The 22305-nt window shown below is 61.1% G+C and carries 24 protein-coding genes and 1 tRNA gene; 9 read left to right on the top strand and 16 right to left on the bottom strand.

All coding sequences use genetic code 11. The features are described 5' to 3' along the window. Positions 1-24 precede the first annotated feature (24 nt). The 7 genes from infA to FBZ97_RS00240 form a co-directional block, all read right to left on the bottom strand. A complete protein-coding gene (infA, locus tag FBZ97_RS00270; RefSeq protein ID WP_004117876.1) occupies positions 25-243 on the bottom strand; it encodes a translation initiation factor IF-1 in 219 nt (72 codons plus the stop codon). A gap of 142 nt (positions 244-385) precedes the next feature. Continuing rightward, the gene (locus tag FBZ97_RS00265; protein WP_113332452.1) at positions 386-868 is read right to left on the bottom strand and encodes a low molecular weight phosphatase family protein; all 483 of its coding nucleotides are present in this window, start codon (positions 866-868) and stop codon (positions 386-388) included. A gap of 5 nt (positions 869-873) precedes the next feature. After that, a complete protein-coding gene (locus FBZ97_RS00260) occupies positions 874-1347 on the bottom strand; it encodes a UPF0262 family protein (RefSeq protein ID WP_069615945.1) in 474 nt (157 codons plus the stop codon). Positions 1348-1350: 3 nt separating this feature from the next. Next, a complete protein-coding gene (gene hisD, locus FBZ97_RS00255; RefSeq protein ID WP_145315918.1) occupies positions 1351-2649 on the bottom strand; it encodes a histidinol dehydrogenase in 1299 nt (432 codons plus the stop codon). Between the two features lie 58 nt (positions 2650-2707). Continuing rightward, positions 2708-3151 (bottom strand): DUF2948 family protein, encoded by a 444-nt coding sequence (locus FBZ97_RS00250; protein WP_145315916.1) that lies wholly within the window; start codon positions 3149-3151, stop codon positions 2708-2710. 442 nt (positions 3152-3593) lie between these two features. Continuing rightward, the gene (murA, locus tag FBZ97_RS00245) at positions 3594-4886 is read right to left on the bottom strand and encodes a UDP-N-acetylglucosamine 1-carboxyvinyltransferase (RefSeq protein WP_145315914.1); all 1293 of its coding nucleotides are present in this window, start codon (positions 4884-4886) and stop codon (positions 3594-3596) included. A gap of 158 nt (positions 4887-5044) precedes the next feature. Further along, positions 5045-5329 (bottom strand): hypothetical protein, encoded by a 285-nt coding sequence (locus FBZ97_RS00240; protein ID WP_145315912.1) that lies wholly within the window; start codon positions 5327-5329, stop codon positions 5045-5047. A gap of 155 nt (positions 5330-5484) precedes the next feature. Between FBZ97_RS00240 and FBZ97_RS00235 the strand changes: the two genes are divergently transcribed. Beyond that, positions 5485-5559: transfer RNA gene (locus FBZ97_RS00235), tRNA-Thr, on the top strand. Here the strand turns inward: FBZ97_RS00235 and FBZ97_RS00230 are convergent. Continuing rightward, positions 5538-5933 carry a hypothetical protein gene (locus tag FBZ97_RS00230; RefSeq protein ID WP_145315910.1) on the bottom strand — a complete coding sequence of 132 codons (396 nt, stop codon included), beginning with the start codon at positions 5931-5933 and terminating at the stop codon, positions 5538-5540. The genes FBZ97_RS00235 and FBZ97_RS00230 overlap by 22 nt on opposite strands. A gap of 24 nt (positions 5934-5957) precedes the next feature. On the opposite strand from FBZ97_RS00230, the gene FBZ97_RS00225 reads away from it, so the two are divergent. Beyond that, positions 5958-6512, top strand: a complete 555-nt coding sequence (locus FBZ97_RS00225; RefSeq protein ID WP_145315908.1) for a hypothetical protein — start codon at positions 5958-5960, stop codon at positions 6510-6512. Positions 6513-6638: 126 nt separating this feature from the next. Then, entirely contained in the window at positions 6639-7703 is a 1065-nt protein-coding gene (locus FBZ97_RS00220; RefSeq protein WP_145315906.1) for a D-alanine--D-alanine ligase family protein, read from the top strand. Positions 7704-7739: 36 nt separating this feature from the next. Here the strand turns inward: FBZ97_RS00220 and FBZ97_RS00215 are convergent, their stop codons facing one another. Then, complete coding sequence (locus FBZ97_RS00215; RefSeq protein ID WP_113332530.1) at positions 7740-8087, bottom strand: CAP-Gly domain protein; 348 nt, start codon at positions 8085-8087, stop codon at positions 7740-7742. Positions 8088-8205: 118 nt separating this feature from the next. Then, positions 8206-9084 carry an AraC family transcriptional regulator gene (locus FBZ97_RS00210; protein WP_113354480.1) on the bottom strand — a complete coding sequence of 293 codons (879 nt, stop codon included), beginning with the start codon at positions 9082-9084 and terminating at the stop codon, positions 8206-8208. A gap of 182 nt (positions 9085-9266) precedes the next feature. Between FBZ97_RS00210 and FBZ97_RS00205 the strand changes: the two genes are divergently transcribed. From FBZ97_RS00205 to pdxA, 3 genes are all read left to right on the top strand, one after another. Next, the gene (locus FBZ97_RS00205) at positions 9267-10118 is read left to right on the top strand and encodes an oxidoreductase (RefSeq protein WP_145315904.1); all 852 of its coding nucleotides are present in this window, start codon (positions 9267-9269) and stop codon (positions 10116-10118) included. Between the two features lie 199 nt (positions 10119-10317). Further along, positions 10318-11502 (top strand): four-carbon acid sugar kinase family protein, encoded by a 1185-nt coding sequence (locus tag FBZ97_RS00200; protein ID WP_145315902.1) that lies wholly within the window; start codon positions 10318-10320, stop codon positions 11500-11502. Next, complete coding sequence (gene pdxA / locus FBZ97_RS00195; protein ID WP_145315900.1) at positions 11499-12512, top strand: 4-hydroxythreonine-4-phosphate dehydrogenase PdxA; 1014 nt, start codon at positions 11499-11501, stop codon at positions 12510-12512. The genes FBZ97_RS00200 and pdxA overlap by 4 nt, the downstream gene beginning before the upstream one ends. A gap of 8 nt (positions 12513-12520) precedes the next feature. Here pdxA and FBZ97_RS00190 read toward each other — a convergent pair whose 3' ends face one another. After that, positions 12521-13435, bottom strand: a complete 915-nt coding sequence (locus FBZ97_RS00190) for a LysR family transcriptional regulator (protein ID WP_145315898.1) — start codon at positions 13433-13435, stop codon at positions 12521-12523. Positions 13436-13547: 112 nt separating this feature from the next. Here FBZ97_RS00190 and FBZ97_RS00185 point away from each other — a divergent pair, with 112 nt between their 5' ends. The 3 genes from FBZ97_RS00185 to FBZ97_RS00175 all read left to right on the top strand — a co-directional run bounded on the left by FBZ97_RS00185 (position 13548) and on the right by FBZ97_RS00175 (position 15840). Continuing rightward, a complete protein-coding gene (locus tag FBZ97_RS00185) occupies positions 13548-14294 on the top strand; it encodes an SDR family oxidoreductase (RefSeq protein WP_113396073.1) in 747 nt (248 codons plus the stop codon). A gap of 99 nt (positions 14295-14393) precedes the next feature. Beyond that, positions 14394-14867 carry a VOC family protein gene (locus FBZ97_RS00180; RefSeq protein WP_145315896.1) on the top strand — a complete coding sequence of 158 codons (474 nt, stop codon included), beginning with the start codon at positions 14394-14396 and terminating at the stop codon, positions 14865-14867. Between the two features lie 229 nt (positions 14868-15096). Beyond that, complete coding sequence (locus FBZ97_RS00175) at positions 15097-15840, top strand: metallophosphoesterase family protein (protein WP_113332531.1); 744 nt, start codon at positions 15097-15099, stop codon at positions 15838-15840. Positions 15841-15896: 56 nt separating this feature from the next. Here FBZ97_RS00175 and FBZ97_RS00170 read toward each other — a convergent pair whose 3' ends face one another. From FBZ97_RS00170 to FBZ97_RS00150, 5 genes are all read right to left on the bottom strand, one after another. Next, complete coding sequence (locus FBZ97_RS00170; RefSeq protein ID WP_186449430.1) at positions 15897-19055, bottom strand: efflux RND transporter permease subunit; 3159 nt, start codon at positions 19053-19055, stop codon at positions 15897-15899. Positions 19056-19078: 23 nt separating this feature from the next. Continuing rightward, positions 19079-20227 carry an efflux RND transporter periplasmic adaptor subunit gene (locus FBZ97_RS00165; RefSeq protein ID WP_113354474.1) on the bottom strand — a complete coding sequence of 383 codons (1149 nt, stop codon included), beginning with the start codon at positions 20225-20227 and terminating at the stop codon, positions 19079-19081. A gap of 60 nt (positions 20228-20287) precedes the next feature. Continuing rightward, the gene (locus FBZ97_RS00160) at positions 20288-20896 is read right to left on the bottom strand and encodes a TetR family transcriptional regulator (RefSeq protein WP_145317492.1); all 609 of its coding nucleotides are present in this window, start codon (positions 20894-20896) and stop codon (positions 20288-20290) included. A gap of 228 nt (positions 20897-21124) precedes the next feature. Next, on the bottom strand, positions 21125-21604 hold the full coding sequence (locus tag FBZ97_RS00155; protein ID WP_113332470.1) for a hypothetical protein: 480 nt from the start codon (positions 21602-21604) through the stop codon (positions 21125-21127). 117 nt (positions 21605-21721) lie between these two features. Continuing rightward, positions 21722-22153 carry an OsmC family protein gene (locus FBZ97_RS00150; RefSeq protein WP_004117925.1) on the bottom strand — a complete coding sequence of 144 codons (432 nt, stop codon included), beginning with the start codon at positions 22151-22153 and terminating at the stop codon, positions 21722-21724. Positions 22154-22305: the final 152 nt, after the last annotated feature.

The raw sequence follows: 22305 nt of genomic DNA, 5'->3' as shown, positions 1-22305 counted from the left end.
CATCCGGCTCCAGCGAACGGCGGATTACTTGAAACGGTAGGTGATGCGGCCCTTGGTCAGGTCGTAAGGGGTCATTTCCACCAGCACCTTGTCGCCGGCCAGAACGCGAATGCGGTTCTTGCGCATGCGGCCCGCGGTATGGGCGATGATCTCGTGCTCGTTTTCCAGCTTCACGCGAAAGGTCGCGTTCGGCAGGAGTTCGGTGACGACACCGGGAAATTCGAGGACTTCTTCTTTCGGCATTAAAGCTTCTTTTCCTGTCGGTTGAGGCCGGCGCTCCTGTTAAAAAGGCTGGGTCGCCGGAAATTTGCGCGGAAACTACACAATCGCCGCGGTTTTGTGAACCACGTTGATAAGGGTTTCTGCATTTGTTTCATTTGCGGCTCTAAAGCGAGCCGCGATGTTCCACAAGCCTGCTCTCAATCAGGCCGAGAAGATAGTCCCTCACCGCGCGATAGGCATCCAGAACCTGCTCACGCGTTCCATCCGTCGCGGAAGGGTCCATCGTCGGCCAATAGATGACGTCGACAGCGTTCGCCCGCGTCAGCTCCAGCGCGGCATGATGCGCCTCGGGAGACAGCGTGATGATGACATCGAAGAAATCATCCTCCAGCTCTTCCATGGTCTGCGGCTGGCGGCGGCCGAGCGAAAGTCCGATCTCGCCCAGCACGACGTCGACGAAGGGATTGCGCTCGCCGGCGCGCACTCCCGCTGAGGCGATATAGGTGCCCTGCGGCAGCATGCTGCGCGCCATCGCCTCGGCCATGGGCGAACGGATGGCATTGAGGCCGCACATGAAGAGGATGGCGCCGGGGGATTTGCCCCCGGGCGACCTGCCATTCTGCTCGATCGCCTGCGGCTCATCCATGGCAATCACCCGCGCCAATAGAGCACGCAGACGAGCGTGAAGAGCCGGCGCGCCGTATCGAAATCCACGCTGATCTTGCCGTTCAACCGGTCCATCAGCGTCTGCGAGCCTTCGTTGTGAATGCCGCGCCGGCCCATGTCGATCGCCTCGATGCGGCTTGGCGTGGCCGAGCGGATCGCCTCGTAATAGCTCTCGCAGATCATGAAATAATCCTTCACGATCCGGCGAAACGGGGTGAGCGACAGAATATGGGTGGCGACAACGCCACCATCTTCCATGCGGATGTCGAAGACCAGCTTCTGGTCGACCAGCGACAAGTTCAGGAGATAGGGGCCGCCCTGATGTCCCACAGGCTCGAAGCTGTTTTCCTCAATCAGGTCGAAGATGGCGACGGCGCGCTCGTGCTCGACATCGGGCGTCGAGCGGCCGATCGTGTCGTCCAGGACCACATCGCTCAGCCGGAAGACGCCCTTCGCCATGCCTTACCCCTCGAGATTGAGGCGGATCGCAACCGACCGCGCATGCGCATCCAGCCCCTCGGAATTGGCAAGCGCGATCGCCGCTGGCCCGAGCGCGCGGAGCTGCTCGGACCCCAGCCGGAGAATAGAGGTGCGCTTGACGAAATCGAGCACCGACAGCCCGGAGGAGAAGCGTGCAGAGCGGGCCGTCGGCAGCACATGGTTTGAGCCGCCGACATAATCGCCGATCACTTCGGGCGTATGACGGCCGACAAAGATCGCGCCGGCATTGCGAACACCGGCCAAAAGCGGCTCGGGATCATCGACCGCCAGCTCCAGATGCTCGGCCGCAATGCGGTTGGCAAGCGGAATAGCCTGCTTCAGATCGGAGACCAGGATAACCGCGCCGAAATCCCGCCAGCTCGTCGCTGCCGTCTGCGAGCGGCTGAGCTGCTTCAGCTGCCGCTCGACCGCCGCTTCCACGGCTCTGCCGAATTCGGCATCATCGGTGATCAGGATCGATTGCGCGCTTTCATCATGCTCGGCCTGCGCCAGCAGATCGGCGGCGATCCAGTCCGGATCGTTGTTCTTGTCAGCGATGACGAGCACTTCGGAGGGGCCGGCAATCATGTCGATACCAACAGTGCCGAACACCTGGCGCTTGGCTGCCGCCACATAGGCATTGCCGGGGCCGGTGATCTTATAGACCGGCTTGATCGTCTCCGTACCATAGGCAAGTGCCGCGATCGCCTGCGCGCCACCAATGCGATAGATCTCCTCGACGCCGGCCATGCGCGCCGCAGCAAGCACGGCCGGATTGACGGCACCGCCCGTCGCCGGCACGGCGATGACGACGCGATCGACACCGGCGACTTTGGCCGGCACGGCATTCATCAGCACCGAGCTCGGATAGCTCGCCGTGCCGCCCGGCACATAGAGACCGACCGCTTCGATCGCCGTCCAGCGCGACCCCAGGCCGACGCCGAGATCGTCCTCGTAGATATCGTCCTTCGGCAGCTGCCGGCGGTGATGCGATTCGATGCGGGTGGCGGCGACCTTCAGCGCGCCCAGAACCTCCGCCGGAACGGCCGCGATCGCCGCATCGATCTCCGCTTCGCTGACGCGCATCGGCGTTACGGCGAAATCGACGCCGTCGAATTTCTTGGAATAATCTGCAAGGGCGGCATCGCCGCGCGCCCGCACATCGTCGATGATGCCGCGCACAACGGCATTCACATCCTCGGACACTTCCCGCTTGGTCGTCAGGAATGCGGCGAACTGCTGCTCGAACCCTTCCGACGCCTGATCCAGCCAGATAGCCAAACTGATATTCCTCTTTCACTGCGGCCGCCCGCGGCGGCAAAAATCCAACGGTCGCTGCCTATTCGCCCGCGTCGGGATGTCGGGGCTTATGGGCCGTCTCCCATGCCCCGCCGATATCCGCAAGCTGGGCTTCGATGCATTCGACATCGAGCGCAATCGTGGCGTTGGCGGCAAGGGCAAGCTCGATCGTCCCCTCAGGCCCCTCGCCCTTCTGCTCGAAACGGATCGCAAGCAGCGACAGCACCTCGTCGCGATTGCGCCGGTCGAAGCCACTGGAGCGCACGGCCTGCACGCGCTTGAACACCAGCGCGGAACGATGGCGTTCGTAAGGCTTGCTGCGCTGGTCCGATTGTTCCCAGACGAAACGGTTGGCCGCGAGCGAAAACTGCTCTTGCTTCGGCGCATAGGACATGTCGCCGACCTTGAAGACGCTATCCTGCATATAGGCAGAGATGACATCCAGGTCCTCGGTGTCGAGTGCCATTAGCTTGAGATCGCTCATTCGTCCTTTATCCCTGATCGCGCCATTGGAACCCCCGGCAAGCACGATTGCCGGCGTTCCCTCATTCTGGACATAGGATGGGAGCGCAAAAGACGCAACCGAAGAAAGCGGGCTGGCCCGCTCTCTTCGCGCCGATGGATGGAAATAAGCCCGATCATCCAAAATGCTGTCGCGCTTTTGCGACAGCGGAAAGCAAAAACCGGAGGACTGCCCGGGAGGCAGGACAATCGCATATGAGCTGAAATCGTTGCCGCCACCCTTCTCCCCTCGGGAGAAGGTGCCATCAGGCGGATGAGGGGGTGCCTGCCAGGAGTACGAAAACTCGTGAATTCAAATCAGTCAGCCCCCTCATCCGACCCTTCGGGCCACCTTCTCCCCGAGGGGAGAAGGAGTTTCCGAAGATGATCCCACCATATGCGATTGTGGGGGGCAGCGATGAGCCTTAGTCGCTGATGCGCTCGACTACGGCGCCGCAGCGCGTCAGCTTGTCTTCCAGCCGCTCGAAGCCGCGATCGAGGTGATAGATGCGCGACACCACCGTCTCGCCTTCGGCGGCAAGGCCGGCAATGACGAGCGAGACAGAAGCGCGAAGATCGGTCGCCATCACGGGCGCGCCCTTCAGCTTCTGAACGCCTTCGACGCGGGCGGTCTGGCCGGAAAGCGAGATCTTGGCGCCGAGGCGGGCGAGCTCCTGCACATGCATGAAGCGGTTTTCGAAGATGGTCTCGGTGATGTTCGAGACGCCCGAGGAGCGGGTCATCAGCGCCATGAACTGCGCCTGCAGGTCGGTCGGGAAGCCGGGGAACGGATCGGTGACGACGTCGACCGGCTGGATGCCGCCGCCATTGCGCATGACGCGGATGCCGTTATTGGTCGGCGAAACCGTGGCGCCGGCGCGGCGCAGGCTTTCGAGCGCGGTGTCGAGCAGCGCGACATCGGTATTCTCAAGCGTGACGTCGCCACCGGCCATGGCGACCGCCATGGCATAGGTGCCGGTCTCGATGCGGTCAGGCAGCACGCGGTGGCGGGCGCCGGAGAGCGAGGTGACGCCCTCGATGGTGATCGTGCTGGTGCCGGCGCCGGAAATCTTGGCGCCCATGGCGATCAGGCAATTGGCGAGATCGACGACCTCCGGCTCGCGGGCCGCATTGCCGATGACGGTGGTGCCGCGGGCAAGTGTCGCCGCCATCATCATCACATGCGTGGCACCGACGGAAACCTTCGGGAAGTCATAGCGGGCGCCGATGAGGCCGCCCTTCGGCGCCGTGGCATTGATATAACCGCCGTCGATTTCCATGGTGGCGCCGAGCGCCTGCAAACCCTCGATGAAGAGATCGACCGGGCGCGTGCCGATGGCGCAGCCGCCCGGCAGCGAGACGCGCGCCTGACCCTCGCGGGCGAGCAGCGGCCCGATGACCCAGAAGCTCGCGCGCATCTTGGCGACGAGCTCGTAAGGCGCGGTCGTATCGACGATGGTGCGGCAGGTGAAATGGATCGTGCGGGAATAGCCGTCTTCCTGGCGCTCGCGCCGGCCATTGACGGCGACATCGACGCCGTGATTGCCGAGGATGCGCATCAGGAGCTCGACATCGGCGAGATGCGGCACGTTTTCGAGGGTCAGGGTATCGCTTGTCAGCAGCGAGGCGATCATCAGCGGCAGGGCGGCATTCTTGGCGCCGGAGATCGGAATGATACCGTTGAGCTCATTGCCGCCGACAATCCTGATACGATCCATATAAGCAATACGGGCGAGGCCCGCCTTTCCTGATAGTTCCGGGCGCCCAGGTTACGGGCGCCGAGTTTCGCGCACCTAAGTTTCGTGCACCTGGTAAAAGGCGCTCTTTAGACGAAATAGATTAACGCATCAATTCGATTGATGATGGGCGACATCAATCATTGCGATTCGTCCCTTTTTGCGGCGGATTGAGCACTATCCCCAGCCTTTGCGGCCGGCAGCCCATCCGTCTCGTCGGCCTGGCCGGCGCGCCGCGCCCGCACCTGCTGCTTGCGCCGCGCCAGATTCTCCCGCAGCTTCTGCGCCGCACGCTCCCGCCGCCGATCCGCTTCCGTGACCTGCCTGGCATCCGCCCGCGCGCCCGGCTCGCCGCCGACCTCACTGGAGGCCGAACCGCCCTGCAAAGCCTGCCCTTCATCGATTTTCGTCTTGTCCGCAGCCATGGTTTTCCCATAGCCGAAAACCTCGGCCTTCAAAAGACCGACACATTTTTTCCAACGAACTTTCACAGAACTTGCAATTTGCGGCTTGCACTCCGCCCCGACCTATGGCAATAGCCGCCTCGCCCAATACGGCGCAGTCAATCGCGCCACGGAATGCTGCTATAGCTCAGGGGTAGAGCACTCCCTTGGTAAGGGAGAGGCCGAGAGTTCAAATCTCTCTAGCAGCACCAGTTTTCCTCCGGAAATCTCTTAATCCGTTGAGCTGCAGCGTAAGATTGCGCGTTACCTGAACTTGGCGTTTGCGCCATAATACACCAATCAGATTCGTTGTGGCCGAGGGTGAAATTCGATCATGATTGGCGGAGAACTTCGAGCGATTTTTGAGACGACGGCTCCGCAAAAGGGAGAATTGCTCTCGGTTGTCCGGCAAAATCGCTCCAACAACCTGATCGTCTACTTCAATTCCTATGGTGCGGAGAATCGCCCCCGCAAACAGCCCGGCAGGCCCTTCGGAACAAAATTCCAGAATTATCGAAAAATCATCCGCTACGATGCGCATGCCATCTGGTTCGTGGAAGAGAAGGGTTCCTGGTATCTTGAGCATCAGGACCGCATCCTCGACGTCCTTATGCGTTACATCGTCGAACATGACATTGCGGCGATCAAAATGATTGGCTCCAGCGCCGGCGGATACGCGGCGATCAGAATGGGGTTACTGCTGGATCAACGGCTTAAGCACAGCGGCAGCGACGCCACGATTCTCTCTTTCGCGATCAATCCCCAAACCGGCTTTCGGCCTGAATTGTTCGCCCGCATCGAAAGGACGACACTGGAAAGCCGCTGGCAGGGTGCGCGGCTTGGACAGGATCCCATCGTGCTCGCAAAGGACTATATTGACGCCTACGCACCCATGCAGATCGATCTCGTCGAGCTTGCGCGGAACTACCAACCGCGAAACGTCGGCATCGTCCTGATGTACGATAATCTTAATCCGATCGAGACCACCTTCTGTGGCGACCTTGCAGGTATTGATTTCATTCTGCACTTCCCCGTGCCGCTTGCTCTAAACCACTTCGATGGCGCAACGAAAATCCTCCTCAACGAATTATGGCCGGTCTTCGATCAGGCTCTGCCTTTCCCCAAATTGGACAATGCAGATGGGGAGCTGCGCGCCCTGGCATGATACGAACTCCGGCACGTACAAATCTGTTCTTGTGACAGCACACCTCATCCCTCCCCAATTCCGCTGCAATCCCCCGTTTAAACCCTTCTCCCATCACATCCTTCTTGGCCCGGGAGAAAAGCCTCAATGTCGAAACTACGCGTCGCCGTTCTGTTTGGCGGTCAGTCCACCGAGCATGAGGTTTCCGTCATGTCGGCCCGCAATGTCGTCAAAGCGATCGATGGCGGCAGATATGAGATCGTGCCGATCCTGATCGATCGCGGCGGGCGCTGGCTGCTGGTGGAGGAAAAGGGCGGCGCGCTGGCGGAGCCGATTGCCTATGAGGGCACAGAGGTTTGCCTGGTTCCGGGCGGCAAGGGCCGGCTGCTAGCGCTGGAAGGGGCTGGCGCGCGCGAGCTGCCGGCGGTCGATGTGCTGTTTCCGGTGCTGCATGGGCTGAACGGCGAGGATGGCTCCATTCAGGGCCTTGCCCAGATCGTTGGCCTGCCCCTCGTCGGCTGCGGCATTCTGGGCTCGGCCAATGCGATCGACAAGGATATGGCAAAGCGCCTGCTGCGCGAGGCCGGCCTGCCGGTGGCGCGCTCCGTGACGCTTGTGCGCGGCGACAAGCCTGATTTCAATGAGATCGTGAGCACGCTCGGCTCGCCCGTCTTCGTCAAGCCGACGCGCCAGGGCTCGTCGGTCGGCGTCAGCAAAGTGCAGGATGCCACGGCCTTCGGGGCAGCACTGGCCGAGGCCTTCCGGCATGACCGCAAGGTGCTGGTGGAAGAATTCGTGCGCGCTCGCGAGATCGAATGCGCCGTGCTGGAAGAGCCTGACGGTTCGCTCTTCGTCTCCGTGCCGGGCGAGATCGCCACGGCCGCGACCCACGGCTTCTATTCCTACGAGGCGAAATATCTCGATCAGAACGGCGCCGTCGTCACCGTGCCGGCGGATATTCCGGCCGACACGGCAGAGGGGTTGAAGCGCATGGCGGCGGATGGTTTCCGGGCGCTCGGATGCGAAGGGCTGGCGCGCGTCGATTTCTTTCTGCGGCCGGATGGTAGCACCGTCATCAACGAGATCAACACCATGCCCGGCTTCACCAATATCAGCATGTATCCCAAGGCCATGGATGCCTCGGGCATTTCCTATCCGGAGCTCGTCAGCCGCCTGATCGAGCACGGTCTGGCGCGGGCGCGGCAGGGCTGATCCAAAATGGGCGGTAGGCTTCGATGCCGCCTGCCCTCAGACCTTTTCCGTCTTCTTGGTCTTCACCTTTGGCTCGGCAGGCGCATCCGGCGTCGGCGCGAGTAGCTTTCTGAGCGAGGCGATCTTGTCCTTCACCAGCGGGCGGAAGCGGCTGGCGCGATAGGGCATGTCGGCGGCGCCATAGCCTTCCGGGCCGTCGTCATTGCCGCGATGGATCTCCTCCAGCTTCACGCCGATGAACGTGCCATCGACATAATGCGTGTATTCGCCGACCCAGCGGATGGTGTAGATCGTTCCCTTGCGGATCAGCTGATCGATGCTGACATGCTTGAACGTATCGTCGATGCAGACGACCTTCTGGCCCACATGAAAATCGTAGCTCACCCTGCCCTCCTTAAGGCGACGAAACATGATCGCTCCTGCCGCTAAGGCAGGAACATGGCCAGATATCGGCAAACCCGGTGCGCTTCACTCTCCAGAACAAATATCCTGCGAATCTCGGTCATCTGCCGCTGAGAAAGGCCGCGTCCGTCGCCGGCGGCCGACCGAACAATTTGCGGTATTCACGCGTGAACTGCGTCTGGCTGTCATAACCGACCTCAAATCCGATCTCCCGTGCATTGCCCTCGCGAAGAAGCAGCCGGCGACGCGCTTCCTGCAGCCGGATGAGCGCCCGATATTGCAACGGCGTCATCAATGTCACAGCCTTGAAATGCCGGTGCAGCGATGTGGGGCTCATTCCCGCCATGTCGGCTAGTTTGCCGATACTCATGGCCTCGGCGAAATGGCCCTTGATCCAGTCGGTGACGCGGCCGATCTGCGCCAGATTTGTGCCATGCGTGGCAAGCTGCCGCAGCATCGGCCCGAGCTCGCCGCGCAGCAGCCGGTAATAGAGTTCAAGCTTGGCAAGCTTTGCCATCATCTCGATATCGTCAGGCGCGTCGAGACAGGAGACAAGGCGCAATGCAGCACTCACGATCTCCGGCGTCTGCTGCGACACCGCAATTCCGGCGTGATCGCGAGGCTCCGCCGCATGGATCACCGGAGCCTCCGCAAGGAGCTTTGCGATCTCCTCCCTCTCCAGTTCGAAGGAAAGCGCCAGGTGCGGGCTGGCAGGATCGGCCTGCTCGATCCGCGCAGACACCGGCAGATTGACCGTCGCGATGAAATATTGCGAGGAATCGACGCTAAAAACCCGCTCTCCGAGCCGGATCGTCTTCGTCCCCTGCAATACCATGCAGATTCTCGGACTGTAGACGGTATCCGTCGGCAGCGTCGGCTGCTCAACTCTATAAAGCGTCAGCCCCTGTACTTCGGTCGCCTGCTTCGGAGCGGCGGCGTGGCGGCTGATCAGCTCTAGCAGCTGTGTCGACGGGTCCATAAATCCGGCTCTCGATGATGGCGACATTTCCTACACATGATATCGCCAACAGGCAAAATTGGAAGGATCGTAGGAAACTCTGGTCCTTCTGCCCTAACGCCTGGGCATCAGTCGCCCCTAGTTTTGCTCAAGGCGATCCTTCAACGGAAGGCTGCCAAAACATGCAAACAAAGGAGCAGACCATGAGCGACACACCCGTATGGCTTATCACCGGATCCTCCGCCGGCCTTGGATATGAACTTGCAAAATCCGTACTCGAGCGGGGCTGGCGGGCCGTCGTAACGGCAAGGCAGCCTGAGAAACTTGAAGCCCTTGTCGCGGAACACGAAGGACGCGCTTTGGCGCTGCGCCTCGATGTCACCGACATCTCCACGATCCGCGCGGCCGTGGCCGCTTCCATCGCCGCTTTTGGCAGGATCGACGTGCTCGTCAACAATGCAGGCTATGGCTATCTCGCCGCCATCGAGGAAGGCGACGATGAGGGCGTGCGCAAACAGTTCGAAACCAATCTGTTCGGCCTGATCAATGTTACCAAGGAAGTATTGCCCGGCATGCGCGCCCGCAGAAAGGGCCATATCGTCAACATCTCGTCGTTGGGCGGCCTGGTCGCATTCGCTGCCACAGGCTATTACCACGCGACGAAATTTGCCGTGGAAGCGATCTCGGAATCCCTGTCCTATGAGGTTGCGCCACTTGGCGTGAAGGTGACGATTGTCGAGCCGGGCGCGTTTCGCACCAATTGGGCCGGAAGCTCGATGGTCGAATCCCCGATCCGGATCGAGGATTATGACGACACCGCCGGAAAACGCCGCCAATCCACGAGAGCCTCCTCCGGCAATCAGCCGGGCGATCCCTCGCGTGCCGCGGCCGCCATCATAACGGCGGTCGAAGCCGAGGTGCCGCCGCTTCGCTTGCTGCTGGGCGCTCCGGCACTCGATATCGCCTACAAGCGCCTCGAAGCGCTCAAGGCGAATTTCGATGCCTGGAAGGATGTGACGCTGAGTGCCGATTTTCCTGATTCCGGGAAGAACTGACATCCTCGCAGGCGCGAGCCATCGTTAGCGACACTCGGTTAGGCGCCTGCGAGAACACAACGAATGTCACGGTATCCATCAATGAAACGGTGACAAAGGAAGCGTTGACAAGACCCATGGAAGGCTGAAGATTGCGCTTCGTTCAAGCAGCCGTACGGCCTTGCTTCCATATCCGATACCCGCAAGGCTCGTTGAGTTCATGCCCACCCTCCGCCTCATTGCTGACGACTTGACCGGCGCACTCGATACCGCCGTCGAATTCGTCGGCGTCTACGGGCCGATCGACGTGGAGCGCAGCGATGCGCTTTCCGAGAACCTGCCGGATTGTCTCGCGATCGACAGCGGTACCCGCGAGAAGACGGCCGCCGAAGCAGAAGTGATCGTCGGCGGCATCGCGCCGTTGCTGCAGGGCGCCGATCTCGCCTTCAAGAAGGTGGACAGCCTGTTTCGCGGCCCGTGGGCGGTGGAGCTTGCCGCCTGCTTCCGGCTCGGCCACTGGCGCCACTGCATTCTCGCGCCGGCCTTTCCGCATCACGGGCGGCACACACGCGGTGGACGGCAAGTGCTTTATGCCGGCAAGGACGCCTGGCGCGACATCAGCGGCGATATAACAGCGCATTTGCGCGCCGAGGGTTTGCCGGCTTTCAACACACCACTCGATAGGCTCGAAGGCCAGTCCATCCCGGATGGCATCCATGTTTTCGATGCGCATACGGATGAGGATCTGGATGCCATCATCGCATGGGTCTCATCTGAGCTGGAAGGACCCGTCCTTTGGAGCGGCACCGGCGGCCTTGCCCGCGCTCTCGCGCGCAATATCGAGCTGGCAACCCACCATCTGCCCCGCGCCAAAAATGACAAAGGCGAACACCATTCGGCGCCATCAGTCCCCATCTCACGCAAGCTGCAACGGCCGGTGCTCGGCCTGTTCGGCTCGGATCAGCCGATCACGCTGGCGCAGCTCCAGGCTTGTGGCCCCAATTGGCTGAAGCTTGGCGAAGGCGCTGATGCCGATACTATCGATCATCAAATCCGGCAAAGCGGCGTCGCCATGGTCAGCCTCGACCTGCCGACGGGGCTTGAACGCGATGATGCTGCAAGGCGGATAGCGGCGAGCTTCGGCGGCATGGTCAAGGCCCTGCCCGCCCCAGGCACGTTGATCGTCGCCGGCGGCGAGACCCTGCGCAATCTCTGTTCGGCGCTCGATGTGTCGGCCCTCAGCATTACCGGCCAGGCCGCACCCGGCCTGCCCCGCTCGACGATCGTCGGCGGTCCCTGGGAAGGCACGACGGTCATCTCGAAATCAGGCGCATTCGGCGGCCCGACCCTATGGCGCGATCTCTTGAGTGAAAACGGGCTGATTGCCGGAGGAGAAGAACCATGACGCGGCATCTGGCGATCACCATGGGCGACCCCGCCGGCATCGGCCCGGAAATCATCGTCAAGGCTGCCGCCCGCTTGAAGGGCAGGCTCGACGAAGGTAAGTTAAAACTAACCATTATAGGCAGCGGCCCTGCCCTGCGGCTTGCCGAAAAACAGCTTGGCCTCGATATCGAGATTCCAGAGACTGAGATGGAGGGCGACTGGCCGAACCTCTGCTTCCTCCAGGCCGATGCGGAAGGAGAGCCGATCCTACCGGGCCGGCTTTCCGCCGATGGCGGCCGCATGGCCTTCAAAGCGATCGAAAAGGGCGTTCAGCTGGCGCTATCGGGCAAGGTCGGCGGCATCGTCACCGCACCACTGAACAAGGAAGCACTGAACAAGGCCGGCTTCCATTATGCCGGCCATACCGAACTTTTGGCCGAGCTCACCGGCGCGCGCGGCTCCGTGATGATGCTCGCCCATGGCAATATGCGCGTCAGCCACGTCACCACCCATGTCGCGCTGGAAGACGTGCCGAAGCGGCTAAAGCCCGAGCGGCTGCGGCTCGTCATCGACCTCACGCACAAGGCTCTCAAAAACCTCGGCATCGCCAACCCGAAGATCGCGGTGGCGGCGCTCAACCCGCATGCCGGCGAAGGCGGCCTCTTCGGCCGGCAGGATATTGATATCTCCGCGCCGACCATCGCCAAGGCGGTGTCCGACGGGCTCGATATCGTCGGCCCGGTTCCCGGCGATACGGTTTTCGTCAAGCTGCGCGCCGGCCAGTATGACGCGGTCATCGCCATGTATCACGATCAGGGGCATATTCCGGTCAAGCTGCTCGGTTTCGAGATCGATCCGGCGACGGGAAAATGGATGGATCTTTCCGGCGTCAACATCACCCTCGGCCTGCCGATCGTGCGCACCTCCGTCGATCACGGCACAGCCTTCGACATCGCCGGCAAGGGCATCGCCAATGAGCGCAGCCTGATCGAGGCGATCGAATTCGCCGAGAGGCTGGCGGGCGGTTGATAGGTCCTTCAAGAAGGCTCATGTGCCTCGCCAAGGAGGAGATCGATCCGCTCGGCGAGTAACGCAAGGAAAGCCTTTGTCCGGGCAGCCGGTCGCGGTCCAGGCGGATAGATGGCATGGACACCCACTCGCCTGAACTCGTAGGAAGGAAGTACGGGCACTAACTTGCCATCGGCGATCTCCCGGCCGCAGACAAATGTGAACAGAGCGCCTATTCCCCTTTCCGCCAATACCGCCTCCATGAGGGGCCGCCAGTGGTTGACGCGCCACGCGGTGCGGATGGGCACCTCCACCGGGCCGCCGTCGGGACCGGTTAGATGCAGCCGCTCATCCGCCGCGAAGCCTGGGAAACGAATGAAAGGGTGGGCTGCCAACTCTGCCGGTTCGCGCGGCAACCCATGCCGCTCGATATAGCCGGAAGCGGCCAGCATGAGTCGCTGCATAGTCCCCAGTCGGCGGGCGATGAAATTGCCGCTGCCGATCTCACCGATGCGGATGGAAAGATCCACGCCTTCGGTCATCGGATCGACGAAGCGATCGTTCAGGATCACATCGATGGCCAAAGCTGGATGCCGCGTCTGAAATTCGACGAGCAGCCTCGGCAATGTCATCTCTCCAAGCCCATGCGGCGCGGCGATCCGGAACGTTCCGGTCAGCGATGTCTCGGCCGAGGCGACGGAAGCCTCAGCCTCTTCGGCTGCTTCGATGGCGCGCTTGGCATAATCATAGAAGCGCGCACCGGCATCGGTCGCCTGCACAGAACGCGTCGTGCGGTAAAGGAGCCGCGCCCCCAGATGCTTCTCCAGCTTTTCGACACGCTCGCTGACGGTGGGCTGGCCAAGGCCAAGATCGCGCGCGGCGGCCGAAAGGCTGCCGCGTTCCACGACGCGGGTAAAGATGCGCATGGCGGAAAGCATATCCATGACCACATCTTATCGTCTTTTACGATAAATAACATCGCTGTTCGCTTTCTTCCCGAGCATATGCCGATCGACGATCTTCCGGCCGGTCAACAACCCAATCGGAGAACCAGTCTTGCAGACCAGCACCATTCAAACGGGCAATCCGCAGCCTCAATCGTTCCAAGGTCAGAACATCGTCATCATCGGCGGCTCCTCGGGGATCGGCTTGGCAACGGCCAGACAGGCTAAGGAAGCCGGCGCAAATCTCTTTCTGCTATCCCGCAACCCTGAGCGTCTTCGGGAAGCCGCCGGGGCGATCGGTGGCGCGGTCCAGATCGTCTCTGATATTGCCGCCCCGCAGCCGGCGATGTTTGCGGGGATCGAAAGAATCGACCATCTGCTGATCACGGCGGGGACCGTGCACCTGCAGTCGCTGAAGGATCAGTCCGAGGCTGATCTCTCGAAGGTCATGAACGAACGGCTGATCGGGCCCTTACTCGCCATCAAGGCTGCTCTTCCCCTGCTGCATCCTGCAAGCTCGATCACCATGACCTCCGGGCAGTTAGCCTCCCGTCCCGCCGCCATCGGTGCGGTCGTGGCGGCCGCCGTTTCCGCGGTCGAAAGCACGGTTCGCGCCCTCGCCATTGAATTGTCGCCAATGCGCATCAACGCGGTTTCGCCGGGATGGGTGGATACCCCGCTGCTCGATGGCCTGATGGGCGAGGCCAAGCGGCAGGTGCTCGAACAGACCGCCTCGACCCTGCCGAGCCGCAATATCGGCCGGCCGGAAGATATCGCGCAGGCGATCCTCTTCCTGATGGCCAACCGCTTTGTGACGGGAGAGGTTTTGCATATCGATGGTGGCGGCCGCTTGGTCTAGCCGCTCGACTGTCGGCACGAACTCGAAAAATTCCGCAATCCTGTCGGCTTTGCCGCTCCTCTTTCGTCCTTGGGGTACCCAACGAGAGAGGAGCATCCGATGTCCAAGATTGTCCCATGCCTGTGGTTTGCGCGCGAAGCCGAGGAGGCTGCGAATTTCTATGTTTCGCTCTTCCCCAATTCCCGGATCGATCACGTACAGAAGAACATTGTCGACATGCCCTCCGGCAAGTCCGATGAGGTTCTGGTCGTTACTTTCACGCTCGCCGGCCAGCGCTTCATGGCACTGAACGGCGGCGACCGCATCGAATACAATCATGCGATCTCGCTGGAGGTGGATTGCGCCGACCAGGCTGAGGTCGACCACCTTTGGGACGGCCTTGTCGATGGCGGCACGCCGGTGCATTGCGGTTGGGTGACGGATCGCTACGGCGTCTACTGGCAGGTCGTGCCGGCGGTGCTCCGCAAATATATCGCCGATCCGGATCCCGCCAAGGCCGCTCGCGTCATGCGAGCCTGGATGGGCATGGTCAAGCTCGACATTGCCGGGCTCGAAGCCGCCTATCGCGGCTGAGCGACCGTTCTGGGGATCGCGTTATGGACGAGGTCCGCCGAAGATGTTCTGAATTTCCCTGCAATTTCAGCGGTTCAGACCAATGCCTGTGCCCGTAAGACTTGCGGCGGATCGACGCTTGGAATACCGTCCACTATAGGCTCGCTACAGGCGGGTTTCTCGACACCATGTCAAGCAATTGGACTGCCGCGGCCGTTCAGGCGCGACCCGGCAGGAAATGGTCGATTTCATGCAGCATCAACGAGACCGCATCGATCTCACCGGACGTGATTACACGGCGATCTATGCGCTCAGCGACATCCATGGCTGTTATGATGAGATGATGGAGGCCGAAAGGCGCATCATCGCGGATGCGCGCACCCTTCCCGGCCGAAAGCTTCTGCTGTTTCTCGGCGATTATGTCGATCGCGGCCCACGTTCCAGCGATGTCCTGGCGCATCTTAGTGCACCGCCGCCTGAAGGCTTTGATCGCTATGCGCTTTGCGGCAATCATGACGACGTGTTCCTGCGCTTTCTGGACGATCCCGATACCAACATCCATTGGCTGGAGTTCGGTGCCCTGCCGACGCTCGCATCCTACGGCATCGACGCCAGACATATGCTCTTCGACCTGGGCTACAGCGTCGCGGAGTTGCGCGACATGACGCTAAAGGCAATGCCGGCAGCGCATGTCGACCTGCTGCGTTCGCTAACTATAGCTGTCACTTACGGCTCGATACTCTTCGTCCATGCCGGCATCATACCCGGCCTTCCTCTCAGTGAGCAGACGGATGAAGATCTGATGTGGATTCGTGAGCCGTTCCTGTCGGGCGGACCGCAATTGCCGCTGCTGGTGGTCCACGGCCACACACCAGGTTCGCATCCCGTTTTTGGTCTCAGCCGCATCGGTATCGATACGGCCGTTTCGATGGGCGGAACTCTGACGATCCTCAAGATCGCCGAAGGTAAACAGACGATCCTGCCATCGATCTGAACGGTTCAAACAAATATCCCGGCTCGAAGCCGGGATATTTGTTTCTTTCAGGTGCCTTACTCCGCCGCCACAGCCGGCGGCAGCTGGATCGTATTCTGCTCCTCCGCGTCGGCCTGCTCCTTGGCCGGCGGTTCCGCCGACTTGTTCCTCGGCTCGCGGCCGAAGAACAGGGCGTAGCCGGCGGGCAGGACGAAGATCGTCAGCACGGTCGCGACCAGAATGCCGCCCATCATGGCATAGGCGAGCGGGCCCCAGAAGACGCCGCGCGAGATCGGGATCAGCGCCAGCACGGCCGTCAGCGCCGTCAGCATGATCGGGCGGAAACGACGCACGGCCGAGCCGATGATCGCCTCCTTCCTATCCATCCCGGCCGCGATATCCTGGTCTATCTGGTCGACAAGGATGATCGAGTTGCGGATGATGATGCCGAGCAGAGCGATGACGCCGAGGATCGCGACGAAGCCGAAGGGCGCACCGCTGATGAGCAGAGCCCCTGCTGCGCCGATGATGCCGAGCGGGCCGGTCGCCAGCACCAGCATTGCCTTGCCGAAGTGCTGCAGCTGCGCCATCAACAGCACGACGATGATGACGAGCATGATCGGCGCCTTGGCGGCGATCGAGGCCTGGCTTTCGGCACTGTCTTCGGCGCCGCCCTGGATCTCGATCTTGTAGCCGGCCGGCAGGCTGCTCCTCAGATCCGCCATATCGTTGTAGAGCTTGGCCGTCACGTCGTTCGACTGCACGTTATCAGGCAAGGTTGCCCGCACTGAGATGGTCGGCAGACGATCGCGGCGCCATTCGATGCTCTGCTCCATGACGGGCACGATCTTGGCGACTTGCGACAACGGCACGAACCCGCCCGAGTCGGTCGGGATATAGACGGAGTTGACCGAGGTCAGCAGATGACGGCTTGCCTCCGGCTCGCGGGCAACGATCCCGACGGTTTCCTCACCCTCGCGATAATTGTCGAGCGTGAAGCCGGACATCGAGGCCTGCAGCATCTGGCGGATGCGCTGAGAGGTGACGCCGAGAGCGCGGGCGCGATCCTGATCGATTACCAGCTTCATGGCCGGCACCGGTTCGAGCCAGTCATCATGGATGGCGCCGAGCAGCGGGTTTTGGGTAAAGCGCTGCTTCACCTGGTCGGCAATACGGCGAACCTCCTGCCGGTCAGGACCCATGACGCGCAGCTGTACAGGCCAGCCGGTGGGCGGGCCGAGGAACAGGCGGTCGACCTTGCCGCGGACGGAGGGGAAATCCGCCGCCAGGATGCCGCGCATCTTGGCAATCAGCCGCTCGCGTGCCGGCTCGTCCTTGGCCATGACAAGCATCTGGGCATAGTTCGGGTTGGTGAGCTGCTGATCGAGCGGCAGGAAGAAGCGTGGCGCCCCCTGCCCGACATAGGTGGCGATGAAGCGCTTGTCCGGATCATCGGCCATGCGGGCTTCCAGCGCTTGAGCCTGGCGCTCGACCTCCTTGATGCTGGTGCCCTCAGGCAGCCAGAGATCGACCAGGATTTCCGGACGCGACGACTGGGGAAAGAAGTTCTGCGGAATGAACTGGAAGGACCAAAGGCTGCCGACAAAGGCGGCGAGCGTCATCAGCAGAACGATGACGCGATGGCGTACGGCCCAGGCGACCGAAGAGTGCAGACGGCGATAGAAGCGCGTATCGAATACATCATGATGCTCGCCGGCATGGTGGCGCTGCTTGAGGATCATGTAGCCAAGCCATGGTGTGAAATACACGGCCACGAACCAAGAGACGACGAGCGCGATGCCGACGACATAGAACAGCGTGCGGACATATTCGCCTGCTGTCGACGCTGCAAAGCCCACCGGAATGAAACCGGCTGTGGTGATTAGCGTGCCCGTCAGCATCGGGAAGGCAGTCGAGGAATAGGCGAAGCTCGCGGCATCGAGCTTGACGAGCCCCTCTTCCAGTTTGCGCTCCATGAGCTCGACCACGATCATGGCGTCGTCGACCAGCAGGCCGAGCGCAATGATGAGCGCGCCGAGCGAAATGCGCTGCAGGTCGATGCCGAACTCGTACATGATGGCGAAGGTGGCGGCCAGCACCAGCGGAATGGCGATTGCGATCACCAGGCCGGAACGCCAGCCGATCGACAGGAACGAGACGATCAGCACGATGACGAGAGCTTCGCCCAGCGCATGCATGAACTCGCTGATCGCGTCGGTGACGACATCAGGCTGGTTGGCGATCTGATCGACCTGAACGCCGACCGGCAGCGAGGCTTCGAAGCGTTGGTAGGTTTCCTCAACCGACTTACCGACATCGGTCACCTTGAAGCCTGGAGCCATGACGACGCCGAGCTGAACACTCGGATGGCCATTGTAGAGAAACTTGGCCGTATAGGGATCCTGCAGACCGGCGGTGACGGTAGCGATATCGCCGAGACGGGTCACCTGGCCACCGGCGTTGAGCCGCAGGTTCTTGATGTCCTCGATCTTGTTGACGTCACCCTCGACCGAAATACGCACGGAGCGCGTGCTCGTATCGACATTACCGGCCGGATCGACACTGTTCTGGCCGACAACGGCGTTCTTCAGATCGTTGAGCGTCAGCCCGCGCTCCGCCAGAACCTTGGAGGAGACGTCGATATAGATCTGCTCCGCCTGATCGCCGATGATGGTGGCCTTCTCGACGCCGGGCGTCGAAAGCAGCATGTCACGGGCCTGGATGGCGAATTTCTTCAGCTCCGGATAGGTGTAGCCGTCGCCGCTGATCGAATGCAGCGTGATGAAGGTATCGCCGAATTCATCGTTGAAATAAGGCCCAAGCAGGCCGGACGGCAGCTCGTTGCCGATATCGCCGACCTTCTTGCGGATCTGATAGAAGGCGTCCTTCACCTCGGCGGTGTTGGTGTCGCCCTTGATCTGGATGGTGGTGATGGCAAAACCGGCGCGGGTGTAGGATTTGACCCAATCGAGATGCGGCGTTTCCTGCAGCTTGCGCTCGATCTTGTTGACCACCTGGTCTTCCATGTCCTGCAGCGAGGCGCCGGGCCAGACGGTCTGCACGACCATGACGCGGAAGGTGAAATCCGGGTCTTCCTTCTGACCCATATGGGTCAGGCCGAGTGCGCCAGCGATGATGATGAGCCCGAACAGGAACCGCGCGATGCTTGGATGGGCGATCGCCCAGCGCGACAGGTTGAAACGCTTCCTCTCGCCAGAGGTGCTATTGATGGACATGACGTCGTCCCCCTCTATCCGGATCAGCGTACGATATCCGCCGAAGCGGCTTTGGTGTCTGCGGAGGCCTGCTGAGCGCCGACGCTCGGAAGCTTGACCTTCATGTTTTCGCTCATGAACTGGGTGCCGGCTGCAACGACGACATCACCGGTCTTGAGGCCATCGGCCACGCGCACGCCGTCATCGGAAAAGTCCGCGACCTTGATGGTCCGGGAATGCACAGTGCCGGCACTGCGGTCGACAAGCCAGACGATCTGTTGCCCGTCCCTCTGTGCAAGCGCGCTCAGCGGAATGGAAACATAGGGCTGCGTATTGTCGGCAAGCGCCTCGATCGTCGCGGTCATGCCAAGCAGAACGCGCGGATCGTTCGGCACGCTCACACGCACCGCGAAGGTGCGCGACTGATCGGCACTCCCGGATACTTCACGCACCTTTCCATCCAGCACGAGCGCCGCGTCGGACCAGAAGCGCGCCTTGACGTCCTTGCCGACCTTGAACTGGGCGATGTCCATTTCCGGGACAGCGACCTGCACTTCCTTCTCGCCATCGACGGCAACGGTGATGACTGGTGTGCCGGAACTGACCACCTGGCCGACATCGGCATTGATTGCGGTCACGATACCATTCATGTCGGAGGTCAGGTCAGCATAGGCGACCTGATTCTTCGCCTCGGTCAATGCCGACACCGCGGAATCGCGCGTCGAAACGGCCTGCTCATAGGAAAGCTCCGCCTGCTCGAGCTGCGACTTCGAGGTGACATTCTTGTTAAAGAGCGTCTGTGCACGCGTGCGGGCAAGCTCGGTCGTCTGCACCTGCTTTTCGGCCGCATCCAGATCGGCCTGCGAGCGGCGCACGGCGAGGATATAGTCGGTGGCATCTATGCGGGCGATCACATCGCCGGGCTTTACCCTCTGGCCGATATCCACCTTGCGCTCGATGATCTTGCCGTTGACACGAAAGCCGAGATTCATTTCCGTCCGCGCACGAACGGCGCCGGAATAGTCGAGCTTGCGCGTCGTGTCCGCCTGGGCGATTTCGACGACCTTGACCGGCCGGATCACCTCCGCCGTCTCTTCCTTCTTCTCATTGCAGCCCGAAAGCCCGAGCCCCAAGGCTGCAAGTAGAACCGCACCGGCAGCGGCCCGTAGAGTGTTGGTCGTCAGCGAAACCATGTCGCTCTCCTAAAATCGAACAAAAAGTGGAAACACGCCGGCCATCCGGTGCGCGCATTGCTATTTCTTCAAAGCCCTGATGACGAATGCGATGAGATCTTCGGGATCTGCCTGGTAGGGCTTGGCAAGGCACTGGGCCACCATTTGCGGGTGACAGAGATCGACGGTCGCCGCAGCGAAGCATTTGGCGGCAAGATGCGGGTCCTGTTCGGCGAATTCGCCGGCAGCAATCCCCTCCGCGATGATTTCGGCGACCAGCGCCTGCGTACGCTCGATATGCTTTTCGATGACATGCCAGTCGCGCTCGATGGCGACGATGACCATCTCGTGAACCTTCTGCTCATCCAGCATGGTCTCCAATATCATCTTGTACTGAGATAGTGCGTAAGCCCGTAGCCGCTCGGTCGCGCTGATCGGCTGATTACGGATACCAAGAGCCATATGATAGCTCTGGCCGAGCATGCGCCCGCAAAGAGCCTGGTGGATTTCCGTCTTGGAGCCGAAGAACCGGTAGATATTTGCCGTCGACATGCCGAGATCCCGGGCGATATCGGCGACGTTCGTCTTGCTGTAGCCATAGTGGCGAAACAGCTTTTCGGCGGCATCGAGAATGCGCGTGATGTTTTCCTGGCGGGCAGGATCGGCGCTAACGTCGGAAAGATCGAGCATAAGCAGGCCTGATGGTTTACGAGTGACGATTTTCAATTTTCGTCACTCGTAAACCATCAGAGTGCCGATGTCAATAAAGCCGACCACAACTTGGGCGGCTTTTAGATGCTATTCAATAAACCGAGAATGCGCCGAACTACTTGAAGCAACAGTTAAACGATCGACAACAGCCTCGCGGGGCGAAGCCGAAAGTGTCCGAAATTTTATCGCGGCACCGCCGCTGCGTTGTCAGGCGCTCAAGAGTGTCGGATGAAAACGTCGAAGGCTGAAAAAGCCGACGAAGACGATGACCACCAAAAGCGCCACCTGCGCCGCGAGAATCGGCGGCTCGTTTCCGGTGGGCGCCAGCGCATTGAGCGCCGGTATCTTCTGGAACGATTGAATGATGAGCACCAGACAGTTGAAAAACAACAACACGAGCGCGCCGATCACGAAAACGGCACGCCATATGCCGGCAAGGTGGAATGTGTAGCGCGCCAGCGCCGTCGGAATGAAGATCAGCAGACAGATAATGCCGACGATGATCGCCGGCGTCACGCCATGAAACGGGAACAGAAAACCCGTCAAGCTGGTGAGAGCCGTCGTCAGCATGTAGACGAGCGTCGAACGATTATGACGATCGGCGGTGAGAAAGCCGTAGGCTACCACGATGCCGCTGATGATGGCGACCAAGCTGATGACGACGTGAATCAAGAGAATTCCAGACATTCGCCCCTCCAAGTGAGCATTGCATTTCGATGGAAATGACAGCCCAATGCCCCGAATGCGGAATATATACGAAACGCGCCGCGCCAGCCAGCGCGACGCGAAGACCTTAGAGGCCGCTCAGGCGGCGTGAACTTCCAGAGAGATCGGAACGGAGGCAAGCGCCTTGGAAACCGGGCAGCCGGCTTTCGCCTTATTGGCAAGCTCGGTGAAGGTCGCTTCATCGGCGCCGGGCACCTTGCCGGTCAGCGTCAGGTGGATTGCGGTGATGGCGAAGCCGCCTTCGACGCTTTCAAGCGTCACCTTGGCGGTCGTCTCCATGCTTTCGGCGGTGAAACCGGCTTCATTGAGGATCAGCGACAGGGCCATGGTGAAGCAGCCGGCATGGGCCGCGCCGATCAGCTCTTCCGGATTGGTGCCGGCAACGCCTTCGAAGCGGCTGGCAAAACCGTAAGGATAGTGATTGAGCGCGCCGCTCTGCGTCGAGATCTGACCCTTGCCGTCCTTCAAGCCACCGGACCATTGAGCCGAACCTGTGCGATTGATCTGCATGTCGTCCTCCTTGTCGTTGAATGAATTTCGGGAGCGGAACCGCCTCCCGTTGATGATCGACGGCAAGCGGCTTGAGCGCCTGCATCGTCACCATAGTCCTTCTATCCGTCCAAGACGACGCCGCCGTAACAGCAGCGAGGCCGATTTCGAAA

Source organism: Rhizobium sp. ERR 942 (assembly GCF_007828395.1).
Lineage (GTDB): Bacteria > Pseudomonadota > Alphaproteobacteria > Rhizobiales > Rhizobiaceae > Rhizobium > Rhizobium dioscoreae.
Note: the sequence above shows the minus strand (reverse complement) of the source record. Positions and strands in the feature narration are given on the sequence as shown.

Excerpts from the sequence above, each read along its gene's own strand:
- infA (WP_004117876.1), bottom strand. The coding sequence starts at position 243 with ATGCCGAAAGAAGAAGTCCTCGAATTTCCCGGTGTCGTCACCGAACTC.
- FBZ97_RS00265 (WP_113332452.1), bottom strand. The coding sequence starts at position 868 with ATGGATGAGCCGCAGGCGATCGAGCAGAATGGCAGGTCGCCCGGGGGC.
- FBZ97_RS00260 (WP_069615945.1), bottom strand. The coding sequence starts at position 1,347 with ATGGCGAAGGGCGTCTTCCGGCTGAGCGATGTGGTCCTGGACGACACG.
- FBZ97_RS00250 (WP_145315916.1), bottom strand. The coding sequence starts at position 3,151 with ATGAGCGATCTCAAGCTAATGGCACTCGACACCGAGGACCTGGATGTC.
- murA (WP_145315914.1), bottom strand. The coding sequence starts at position 4,886 with ATGGATCGTATCAGGATTGTCGGCGGCAATGAGCTCAACGGTATCATT.
- FBZ97_RS00240 (WP_145315912.1), bottom strand. The coding sequence starts at position 5,329 with ATGGCTGCGGACAAGACGAAAATCGATGAAGGGCAGGCTTTGCAGGGC.
- FBZ97_RS00230 (WP_145315910.1), bottom strand. The coding sequence starts at position 5,933 with ATGCTCAAGATACCAGGAACCCTTCTCTTCCACGAACCAGATGGCATG.
- FBZ97_RS00225 (WP_145315908.1), top strand. The coding sequence starts at position 5,958 with ATGCGTTACATCGTCGAACATGACATTGCGGCGATCAAAATGATTGGC.
- FBZ97_RS00220 (WP_145315906.1), top strand. The coding sequence starts at position 6,639 with ATGTCGAAACTACGCGTCGCCGTTCTGTTTGGCGGTCAGTCCACCGAG.
- FBZ97_RS00210 (WP_113354480.1), bottom strand. The coding sequence starts at position 9,084 with ATGGACCCGTCGACACAGCTGCTAGAGCTGATCAGCCGCCACGCCGCC.
- FBZ97_RS00205 (WP_145315904.1), top strand. The coding sequence starts at position 9,267 with ATGAGCGACACACCCGTATGGCTTATCACCGGATCCTCCGCCGGCCTT.
- FBZ97_RS00200 (WP_145315902.1), top strand. The coding sequence starts at position 10,318 with ATGCCCACCCTCCGCCTCATTGCTGACGACTTGACCGGCGCACTCGAT.
- pdxA (WP_145315900.1), top strand. The coding sequence starts at position 11,499 with ATGACGCGGCATCTGGCGATCACCATGGGCGACCCCGCCGGCATCGGC.
- FBZ97_RS00190 (WP_145315898.1), bottom strand. The coding sequence starts at position 13,435 with ATGGATATGCTTTCCGCCATGCGCATCTTTACCCGCGTCGTGGAACGC.
- FBZ97_RS00180 (WP_145315896.1), top strand. The coding sequence starts at position 14,394 with ATGTCCAAGATTGTCCCATGCCTGTGGTTTGCGCGCGAAGCCGAGGAG.
- FBZ97_RS00175 (WP_113332531.1), top strand. The coding sequence starts at position 15,097 with ATGCAGCATCAACGAGACCGCATCGATCTCACCGGACGTGATTACACG.
- FBZ97_RS00170 (WP_186449430.1), bottom strand. The coding sequence starts at position 19,055 with ATGTCCATCAATAGCACCTCTGGCGAGAGGAAGCGTTTCAACCTGTCG.
- FBZ97_RS00165 (WP_113354474.1), bottom strand. The coding sequence starts at position 20,227 with ATGGTTTCGCTGACGACCAACACTCTACGGGCCGCTGCCGGTGCGGTT.
- FBZ97_RS00160 (WP_145317492.1), bottom strand. The coding sequence starts at position 20,896 with ATGCTCGATCTTTCCGACGTTAGCGCCGATCCTGCCCGCCAGGAAAAC.
- FBZ97_RS00155 (WP_113332470.1), bottom strand. The coding sequence starts at position 21,604 with ATGTCTGGAATTCTCTTGATTCACGTCGTCATCAGCTTGGTCGCCATC.
- FBZ97_RS00150 (WP_004117925.1), bottom strand. The coding sequence starts at position 22,153 with ATGCAGATCAATCGCACAGGTTCGGCTCAATGGTCCGGTGGCTTGAAG.